The sequence below is a fragment of the Thauera sp. WH-1 genome (assembly GCF_047806685.1).
In the GTDB taxonomy this organism is placed as follows: domain Bacteria; phylum Pseudomonadota; class Gammaproteobacteria; order Burkholderiales; family Rhodocyclaceae; genus Thauera.
In genome coordinates this window covers 1-9,950 of the sequence record NZ_JBLQGP010000047.1, presented here as the reverse complement: position 1 = coordinate 9,950, position 9,950 = coordinate 1, and the positions used below count along the sequence as shown (strand labels likewise).

7 protein-coding genes are annotated in these 9,950 nt (G+C 67.1%); 6 read left to right on the top strand and 1 reads right to left on the bottom strand.

Features of this window, described 5'->3' with window-relative positions; all coding sequences use genetic code 11:
- Positions 1–415 precede the first annotated feature (415 nt).
- From ACMV5O_RS21000 to mnhG, 6 genes are read left to right on the top strand one after another with little or no spacing between them, the layout of a single operon-like run.
- Positions 416–3,337 (top strand): monovalent cation/H+ antiporter subunit A, encoded by a 2,922-nt coding sequence (locus ACMV5O_RS21000; RefSeq protein ID WP_416165269.1) that lies wholly within the window; start codon positions 416–418, stop codon positions 3,335–3,337.
- Positions 3,337–3,678 carry a Na+/H+ antiporter subunit C gene (locus ACMV5O_RS20995; protein WP_416165268.1) on the top strand — a complete coding sequence of 114 codons (342 nt, stop codon included), beginning with the start codon at positions 3,337–3,339 and terminating at the stop codon, positions 3,676–3,678. The genes ACMV5O_RS21000 and ACMV5O_RS20995 overlap by 1 nt, the downstream gene beginning before the upstream one ends.
- Entirely contained in the window at positions 3,675–5,309 is a 1,635-nt protein-coding gene (locus tag ACMV5O_RS20990; protein WP_416165267.1) for a monovalent cation/H+ antiporter subunit D, read from the top strand. Before ACMV5O_RS20995 ends, ACMV5O_RS20990 begins: the two co-directional genes overlap by 4 nt.
- Positions 5,306–5,830: a Na+/H+ antiporter subunit E gene (locus tag ACMV5O_RS20985; RefSeq protein ID WP_416165266.1), complete on the top strand. Its 525-nt coding sequence runs from the start codon at positions 5,306–5,308 to the stop codon at positions 5,828–5,830. Before ACMV5O_RS20990 ends, ACMV5O_RS20985 begins: the two co-directional genes overlap by 4 nt.
- Positions 5,827–6,111: a K+/H+ antiporter subunit F gene (locus tag ACMV5O_RS20980; protein ID WP_324537885.1), complete on the top strand. Its 285-nt coding sequence runs from the start codon at positions 5,827–5,829 to the stop codon at positions 6,109–6,111. The genes ACMV5O_RS20985 and ACMV5O_RS20980 overlap by 4 nt, the downstream gene beginning before the upstream one ends.
- Positions 6,108–6,464, top strand: coding sequence for a monovalent cation/H(+) antiporter subunit G (gene mnhG / locus ACMV5O_RS20975; RefSeq protein ID WP_416165265.1), 357 nt, complete (start codon positions 6,108–6,110; stop codon positions 6,462–6,464). Before ACMV5O_RS20980 ends, mnhG begins: the two co-directional genes overlap by 4 nt.
- Positions 6,465–6,938: 474 nt before the next feature.
- On the opposite strand, the gene ACMV5O_RS20970 is transcribed toward mnhG, so the two are convergent.
- Complete coding sequence (locus tag ACMV5O_RS20970; protein ID WP_416165264.1) at positions 6,939–9,749, bottom strand: hypothetical protein; 2,811 nt, start codon at positions 9,747–9,749, stop codon at positions 6,939–6,941.
- Between the last annotated feature and the right edge of the window lie 201 nt (positions 9,750–9,950).

Below are 9,950 nucleotides of genomic sequence, written 5' to 3'. Positions count from 1 at the left end.
GGGCGGCTTGGGATGACGATATCCGTATGAAAATGCTGGGGATTCATCCGTTATGACTTTCGAGTGCGATGGCCCTGGGCGCATAGGCAGCTCAGAAACTTCGGCCAGCCCCCCGCCCAGGCGGCGATCAGATCACTGCCGCATAGGCAGCTCAGAAATTGTCCTTCTCGGTGACGTGCCAGTCGAAGCCGATCACTGCCGCATAGGCAGCTCAGAAATGCCGTTCTTGCCGGGCTGCCCCTATCCAACGGATCACTGCCGCATAGGCAGCTCAGATACACCTTTCTTCATGCTGGCATCAAATTTGCTGTGATATTCTCACGCAGTTGCCGGCCCGCCCGCCCGCCGCCTGCGAACGACCCCCGCAGCCCCCCAACCCCGTCCCGAACCGACTCGCCGCCCGATCCACGATCCGATGCTGCTCACCTCACTCGTCCTCGTTCCGTTCGTCGGCAGTCTGCTTGCGGCGCTGATGCCGCAGAGTGCCCGCAGCCACGAGTCGTGGCTGGCGATCGCGGTGGCGGCCTATGGCCTGATCGTCGCCGGCTTGCTCTTCCCCGAGGTGGCGGGTGGCGCGGTGATGCGGGAAGAGTTCGCCTGGCTGCCGGCGCAGGGGCTCTACTTCGTGTTGCGCGTCGATGGGCTGGCCTGGGTGTTCACCATGCTGGTGCTGGTCATCGGCCTGCTGGTGGTTCTGTACGCGCGCTACTACATGTCGCCCGAAGACCCGGTGCCGCGCTTCTTCTCCTTCCTGCTCGCCTTCATGGGCTCGATGCTGGGGGTGGTGCTGTCGGGCAACCTGGTGCAGCTGGTGGTGTTCTGGGAGCTCACCAGCCTGACCTCCTTCCTGCTCATCGGTTACTGGCACCACCGCGCCGATGCGCGGCGCGGGGCGCGCATGGCCTTCACCGTCACCGCCACCGGCGGCCTGTGCCTGATGGCGGGCGTGCTGGTGCTCGGCCACATCGTCGGCAGCTACGACCTCGACGTGGTGCTGGCCGCCGGCGCGCAGATTCGTGAGCACGAGCTGTACCTGGCGGCGCTGGTGCTGATCGCGCTCGGGGCGCTGACCAAGAGCGCCCAGTTCCCCTTCCACTTCTGGCTGCCGCACGCGATGGCCGCGCCGACGCCGGTGTCGTCCTACCTGCACTCGGCGACCATGGTGAAGGCCGGTGTGTTCCTGCTGGTGAGGCTGTGGCCGGCGCTGGCGGGGACGCCGGAATGGACTTGGATCATCGGCGGCGCCGGGGTGTGCACCCTACTGCTCGGCGCCTTCATCGCGATCTTCCAGCACGACCTCAAGGGCCTGCTGGCGTACTCGACGATCAGCCACCTCGGCCTGATCACGGTGCTGATCGGCATCGGCACGCCGCTGGCGATGGTGGCGGCGATCTTCCACATCCTCAACCACGCCACCTTCAAGGCTTCGCTGTTCATGGCCGCCGGCATCATCGACCACGAGAGCGGCACCCGCGACCTGCGCGTGCTGCGCGGCCTGCGCCACAAGCTGCCGATCACCGCCACGCTGGCCATCGTCGCCAGCGCGGCGATGGCGGGCGTGCCGCTGCTCAACGGCTTCCTGTCCAAGGAGATGTTCTTTGCCGAGACGCTGCATGTGGGCAGCGAGCGCAACTGGTGGATGTCGGCCGCCGCGGTGGCGATGGGCATGTTCAGCGTGGCGTACTCGCTGCGCTTCATCTCGATCTTCTTCGGCGCCCCGGCGCAGGAGCTGCCGCGCGATCCGCACGAGCCGCCGCGCTGGATGCGCTTTCCGGTGGAGTTGCTGGTGCTCGCCTGCCTCGTGGTCGGCATCGCGCCCGGCATCAGCATCGAGCCGATCCTCAACATCGCGGTGCACGCCGTGCTCGGCAGCGCCTCGCCGCACTACGACCTCGCCGTGTGGCACGGCCTCAACCTGCCGCTGCTGATGAGCGTGATTGCCCTGGCGGGCGGCGTGCTGCTGTACGTCGTGCTGCGCCGCCATTTCGATCTGCGCGAGCGCGACAACGTGCCGCTGATCCACCGCTTCAACGGCGCCCAGGCCTACGAGACCATGATGCTGAACCTGACGCGCGCCGCCGGCTGGCTGCTGCAGCGCCTGGGCACCGCGCGCCTGCAGCCGCAGCTGCTGGTGATGATGGTCGCGCTGCTGGTGCTGCCGCTGCTGCTGGCCGGCGCCCCACCCGCGTGGACGCAGATTCCGCTGCAGGACTTCGACCCCCTGTTCGCCGCGCTGTGGGCGATCGGCGGCGGCTGCGCGGTCGCCGGCGCGTGGATGGCCAAATACCACCGCCTGGCCGCCCTCGCCCTGGTCGGCGGCACCGGCATCATTACGGCGGCGAGCTTCCTGTGGCTGTCGGCGCCCGATCTGGCGCTGACCCAGCTGATGGTGGAGACCGTCACCACGGTGCTGATCCTGCTCGGGCTGCGCTGGCTGCCACCGCGCATCGAGCCTGGCGATCTGAAGCCGGTCCCGCCGCGCACGGTCTGGCTGCGGCGCACGCGCGACCTCGCCGTCGCCGTGACCGGGGGTCTTGCGCTGGCCGCGCTCACCTACGCCGTGCTGGTGCACCCGGCCTCGGACACGATTGCCGATTTCTTCCTGCTCAACGCCCTCGAAGGCGGCGGCGGCAGCAACGTGGTGAACGTGCTACTGGTCGACTTCCGCAGCTTCGACACCCTGGGCGAGATCACCGTGCTCGCCATCGTCGCCCTCACCGTGTATGCGCTGCTGCGCCGCTTCCGCCCCGCGCCCGAGAGCGCGGGCATTCCGCCGCAGCAGCGCAATACGGCCGACCCGGCGCACGGACAAAATCCCGCCGAGCAGGCCAACAGCGGCTACCTGATGGTGGCCGGCATTTATCTGCGCCTGCTGTTGCCCTTCATGGGGGTGATCGCGGTGTATTTCTTCATGCGCGGCCACAACCTGCCCGGTGGTGGCTTCGTGGCGGGCCTGATCTTCGCGGTGGCGATCCTGGTGCAGTACATGCTGGCCGGCACCACCTGGGTGGAGAGCCATCTGCACCTGCGGCCGCACCGCTGGCTGGGGCTGGGGCTGCTGCTGGCCTGCGCCACCGGCCTGGGCGCCTGGCTGTTCGGCCACCCCTTCCTCACCACCCACACCGCGCATGTGAGCTGGCCGCTGGTGGGCGAGCTGCATCTGCCCAGTGCCTTCGTGTTCGATCTCGGCGTGTTCGCGGTGGTGGTGGGCACCACCATGCTGATGCTGGTGGCCCTCGCCCACCAGTCGCTGCGCGCCCACCGCCTGCCGGGCGAGGACGCCGCCCAGGCCGAGCCACAAACCGTGCAACAGCCCGCAAGCGGAGGGACGATCTGATGGAGCTGGTGATCGCAATCGCGGTGGGCGTGATGTTCGGCTCGGGGATCTGGCTGATCCTGCGGCCGCGAACCTTCCAGCTCATCATCGGCCTGCTGCTGATGTCGTATGCAGTGAATGTGTTCATCTTCGCGATGGGCCGCCTGTGGGTGGACAAGCCGCCGATCACGCCGGTGCCGGACATCGATCCGGCCCAGTTCGCCGACCCGTTGCCGCAAGGCCTGGTGCTCACCGCGATCGTGATCGGCTTCGCCACCACCGCGCTCTACCTGGTGATCATGATCGGGGCACGCGGCCTCACCGGCAGCGACCACGTCGATGGCGAGGAGCCGCGCGCATGAACACGATGCCCTGGCTGCAACACCTGATCGTCCTGCCCGTGCTCCTGCCGCTGGTGGTGGGCGCGCTGCTGATCCCGGTCAACCACAGCCGGCACGCGCTCAAGCTCGGCCTCAGCCTGGCCAGCACCGTGCTGCTGTGGCTGCTCGCCGTCGCCTTGTTGCTGCTCGTCGACGGCGAACACTGGCAGGGCGGGATCGGCGTCTACCTGGCGTCGAACTGGGCGGCGCCCTTCGGCATCGCGCTGATGATCGACCGCCTGGCGGCGCTGATGCTGGTGCTGACCGCAACGATCGCGCTCGCCGTGCTGGCGTTCTCCGCGCAGCGCTGGGACCGGGTCGGGGTGCACTTCCATTCCCTGTTCCAGTTCATGCTGATGGGGCTCAACGGTGCCTTCCTGACCAACGACCTGTTCAACCTGTTCGTGTTCTTCGAGGTCATGCTGGCCGCCTCCTACGGTCTCGTGCTGCACGGCTACAACCTGCGCCGCATCCGCGCCGGCATGCAGTACATCGCCGTCAACCTGGTCGCCTCGCTGCTGTTCCTGATCGGCGTCGCGCTGATCTACGCGGCGTCCGGCACGCTCAACATTGCCGACCTCGCCACCCGCGTCGCCACCCTCGGCCCGCAGGACGCCTGGCTGCTGCGCATCGGCGCCGTCATCCTGGCGCTCGCCTTCCTCACCAAGGGCGCGATGTGGCCGCTCGGCTTCTGGCTGCCCACCACCTATGCCTCGGCCTCGGCGCCGGTGGGCGCGATGCTGGTGGTGATGACCAAGGTCGGCGTGTATGCGGTGCTGCGCGTGTGGCTCGCCGTGTTCGGCGACGAGGCCGGCGCACTGGGCGGCTTCGGCCTCACCGCGCTGACCGTGGGCGGCATGGCGACCCTGCTGTTCGGCGCGATCGGCATGCTGTCCAGCGAGGACGGCGGGCGCATGGCCGGCTATGGCGCGATCATCTCCTCGGGCACGCTGCTGGCGGTGATCGGGCAGTCGGGCAGTGCCGTGCTGGCCTCCGGGCTGTACTACCTGCTCGGCTCGACGCTGGCGATGGCGGCCTTCATGCTGCTGATCGAGCTCACCGAACGCATCCGCCCGCCGGGGGCGGCACTGCTCGCGATCACGATGGAAGCCTTCGCCATCGAGGACAAGCCCGAGGACCCGGTCGGCGTCGGCATTCCCGGCACCCTCGCCTTCCTCGGCCTGAGCTATGCCGCCTGCGCCCTGGTCATCAGCGGCATGCCGCCGCTGTCGGGCTTCGTCGCCAAGTTCAGCCTCTTTCATGCGCTGCTCGAGCGCGCCACGGCCACACCGGGCGGCGTCCCGGCACTGACCTGGACGCTGATCGCGCTGATGGTGCTCGGCGGCCTGGCGGCGATCATCGCCTTGATGCGCCTGGGCGTGCGGACCTTCTGGGCTTCGGGCATGGTGGCGCCGCCGCGGCTGCAGGTCTCGGAGGCGGCGCCGGTGGGCGCGCTGGTGCTGCTGTGCGTGCTGCTGACGCTGCAGGCCGGGCCGGCCTTCGACTATCTGGGCCGCACGACGGCGGACCTCGCGCGCAGCGGCGACTACGGCACGCGCGTGCTGGGCGAGCCCCCTGTGCTGCGCGCACCCGCCGCGGAGGGCCTGCAATGAGACGCTGGCTGCCTTCGCCGCTGCTCTCGTGCAGCCTGTTGCTGATGTGGCTGATGCTCAACCAGAGCGTCGAACCCGGGCACTGGCTGCTCGGCGGCGCGCTCGGCCTCGTCGCGCCGCTGCTCGCGCGCCCGCTGCAGCCCCATGGCCATGCCCGCCTCGGCCGGCCGCTGGCCCTGTTCCGGCTGCTGTGGCTGTCGGCGATCGAGATCGTCCGCTCCTGCTTCAACGTCAGCCAGATCATCCTGCTGCGGCGCTCGGCCGACGTGAACTCGCAGTTCATCCGCGTGCCGCTCGAGCTGCGCAGCCCGCACGGCCTCGCCCTGCTGTCCTGCCTGATCAACTCGACGCCGGGCACGGTGTGGGTGGAGATCCTGCCCGACACGCACGAACTGCTGCTGCACGTGTTCGACCTGCACGACGAGCAGTGGTGGGTGGACACCATCAAGACGCGTTACGAGCAGCCCATCATGGAGGTGTTCGAGACGCCGCAACGCAAGACCGAAGGAGACCGCAGATGACGACTGCGACGCTGCTGGCGGGCGCGATCGTGTTCGCGCTGGTGTGCGTGGTGCTGGCCATGGTGCTGTGCACGCTGCGCCTGCTGATCGGCCCCAGCGCACAGGACCGCGTGCTGGCGCTGGACACGCTGTGGATGTGCGTGATGCTGCTGGCGCTGATGCTGGGCATCCGCCACGGCAGCCAGATCTATTTCGAGGCCGCCTTGCTGATCGCCCTGCTCGGCTTCGTGTCCACCATCGCGCTGGCCAAATTCCTGATGCGTGGCGAGGTGATCGAATGAACATCGCCGCCGACCTGCCGTGGTGGGCGGCCGTCGCCGTCGCCTTCCTGCTCGTGCTTGGCGGGCTGATCACGCTGATCGGCACGCTCGGCCTGCTGCGCCTGCAGCACTTCTACCAGCGCATGCACGGGCCGGCGATCACCATCGCGCTCGGCGCCGGCTGCATCCTCGTGGCGTCGATGCTGTACTTCACCGTGACGCAATCGCGCCTGGTCATCCATGAGCTGCTGATCAGCGTCTTCGTGCTGATGACGGCGCCGGTGGTGGCGATGATGATCATGCGCGCGGCGGTGTATCGCGACCTGCGCGCCCGCCACGGCCTCCCCCCCGACGGCGAGGGCGGGCCGGAGTGAGGGGCGGTAGGCGTTTCTTGCGTGAGGGAGACTATTCATCACGGCCGGTGTCCGGCTTAACCGCCCCCCTGACCTTAAGCTAACTCTTCTCCGTGCAGGGCGAGTGGAGGCCTTGCACCTCCTGATATCGGCGTAGAACGCTTTCTACCATCTGTATTCGCCACCTGCTGCGGCACTCTGGACGCAGTCGCTGGTATAGGGGTCGTTCTTACCCCAGCACCTTTCGGTATAGGTGTGCGGAACACAGCGCTGAAGCGCGCACCAGCGACTTCGTAGTGGGAGTCCTTGAAGCCGGACTTGTCCTTCGTGAAGAGGCTGTAGTCGAGGTAGGGCGTGATGTTCTTGACGGGCCCGAGGGCCAGGGCAATGGGTAGTTAGCCTCTGCCGGGTAGAAGTTCCGTAAGCAAAGGCCGCAGCGTGAGGCGACTCGAGCATACCTACACAATGGGCGAAAGGGCGCTCATCATCTCGAAGTCAGCGCCCGTTCGGCCACTCCGGTGTCGGACGATTCGGGCAAGTCGGTCGGTATCTCGCCGCACCGACGTAATGATCCCATTCCTGCTCGGTGAGGTTCGCCGTAACGCGCGCGCAGGCGCGGTCCAGGACTTCCGCGAGCGAAACGAACAGGGCGTCGGGCTGGATGACTGCCTGACCGTCGGTGTTGACCGTAACAACCGCCCTGCCGTCTGGACTCCAGGCCGCAATCACCTCCGCCGAGGGCGCACCCGGAATCGTCACAGGGATCCGCGACGAGTGGCCCAGGGTCCAGACAGCCTGTCCCGCTGGACCCGGCGCGAGCAATCGACGTCCATCAACACTTAGGTACGCATGCCCCTGTTGGTAGGCCATGCGGATGGAGTTCAACATCTGCCCGTTTCGCGCATCGTGCACGCGCGCCAGATAATCGCTCCCCGCGATCACCACTCGGCTGCCGTCCGAACTCCAGCCGACCTGATTCACCCCCTCTGCGTCGCCCACTAGCTGAACCACCACGGATTCGCGCTCGACATCCCACACGCGCACGATCCGGTCTGCTCCCGCGATCAGCGCCCGCTGGCCATCGGGACTCAGTGCCGGACAGACGCGAACTGCCCCGTGCCCAGGAAGACTAGCCAGGCTACGGCCCGTTGAGGCGTCCCAGACCCGCACACTGCCGTCGCGACTGGCCGTTATTGCGCGGGCCGCTGCCCCATCCCAGCCTGCGCAGGTCAGCTCCTCCGAATGTCCGTGCAATCGCATGAGCTGCGCGCCGGTTGCGACCTCGTAGAGCGTCGCGACGGACTCGGAGCCCAACGCAGCGATAACCCGAGCGCCTGTTGGGTCCGGCGAGACCACAAGCATTTCCGGGGTGGTGTGCAGGACAGCCAGCGGATAACCGCCTGCAGGATCCCAGCCTCGGAACGTACCGGCGCGGTCCACCGTCATGACGCGCCGCCCGTCCGACGTTATCCCAGCATAGCGAACCCCGCCCACATGGCCGCGCAGCTCCACCCGCCTCCAGTCGCCCGGCATGCGCCACCGCCGGATGACTGAAGACTGACCCGCTGTTAGAACGGATTCCCCATTTTGGGCAAACGCGACATGCCGGACCTGCGCGCCATGACCACGCAGCACAGCAAGCGTTCGTCCGCCGGTCCCCCATATGCGTGCCGTGCCGTCGTCGCTTCCAGTCGCGAGCCGGTTTCCATCAGGACTCCAGGCGACCGCGGTGACGTAATCGACGTGTCCGCTTAGGACGTGGATGGCGCGGCCGGCGCCCGCATCCCAGACGCGTACAGTGTGATCCCGGCTAGCAGTGGCAATCAGCTCTCCATGCCGCTCCCATACAGCCTGCTCGACGCGCTCGGAATGTCCGTCGAGCTGCGCCAACGGCTTCCCGTCGGGCAAGGTCCACAGACGGCCTGCTCCGCCCTCGTCGAAGGTAGCCACACGCCCTCCATCTGGACTGATCGCGACCACTTCGACGGATCGGTCGTGCCCCCTCAGGACACCCATGGCAATTCCGCCGTCAAGGTCCCAGATGTGGGCCGTTCCGTCACGACCTGCGGTCACAGCGTACTGCCCGTCCCCACTCACCGCGATGCCGTGTATCCATCCGGAATGGCCCTGCAGCGTGGCCTCCTTCCGACCGTCCACGGCGTTCCAAAGCCGCGCGCTTCCATCGCTAGCTGCCACCAGCAAGCGATGCCCCTCGCCAACCCATTGAGCCCGGTACCCCGTAAGTTGCAGTGCCAGGGATCCGTCAGCGCGCCAGATGCGCACGTCGCGATCCTCGTCGCTCACGGTGAGCACCAAAGCACCGTCCGGGCTGAATGCGGCCTGGCGGACGGTACTCTGGTGGCCGCTCAACTCGGCGAGCACCGCACCGGTTGCAAGATCCCAGATCCGGACCGACCGATCGGCGCTGCCGGTAAGCAAGCGCTCGCCCGTTGGGTCGAGCGCCATTGCGTGAATCGATCCGCGGTGGCCTCGAAGCGGCACGCCTAGGGGAACCTCCAGCATCGCACGGCGCAGTACGGCTTCCGCCTGCTCGCTCGCATGCCGCCGCACTCCCTCGATTGCGAGCAGCGTGGCCAGCTCGGGATCGGTTTCGAGAACGGCGGACGCCGTAACAGCGAGTTGCCGGGACACCGCGAGGTCGCGCTGTTGTATGGCGTGATGGGTGCTCCAAACCGATACGGCGGTGAGTCCCAGGAGCCCGACCACCGCCAATGCCGCCACCCGTCGCGTGCGCCGATGCTGACGAAGATCCTCACCGTCGATCTGATCCTTGGGCCGTCCGTGAAGAGGCGCAGCCAAATCCAGCACTGCGGCACGGAACCGTGCATGACGGAGCGACAGCATCTCATCACTGCGCGCCCAGCGTAGGTCTACATGCAGGGGCGACTCGCGAAAACTGTGGTGCAAGCAAGTCGGGAGCGCAGTCGTGCGGGCTGGATCGAAGCCGCCGTCCATTTCCCGCCACACCACGTCTCCGTCCGTTAACACAATGAGCAGATGATCGGGACTTCGGTTCTTCGCCCACCACTCGACCTCGCGGCCGACCCAGTCCGAATCGGCCGCAGCCGGAGAAGCCATCAGGATGAAATAACGCGACTCCCCGAGGGCGCGCTCTATCGAGCCCCACAGGCCCGGACTTGCCGCCAGACTCGTTGCGTCTCGAAAGACATGCAGGGCCCGCATGCGATACCAAGGCCGTGCCAAACGATGCAGCCCGGACTGCAGGGCCGGAGCGAGTTTCCCATCGGCCGCATGACTGTAGGAAATGAACGCATCGTATCGCATGGACAACCGACCTCGCCTCGTCAGACCTCCGGATTCGAGCGCCCGAATCCGGCCGAATGACATACCAAAGCACCTAAGGGCCGTCGACTAGAGAACAATGGATCAAGTAGAAGTCGCCAGTTACCTAGTGTAGTGCTGCGCTCTTGAAAAGACTTAATTTACGACATCCGTTATCATGCTTCATGCATGCAAGACGGAGAA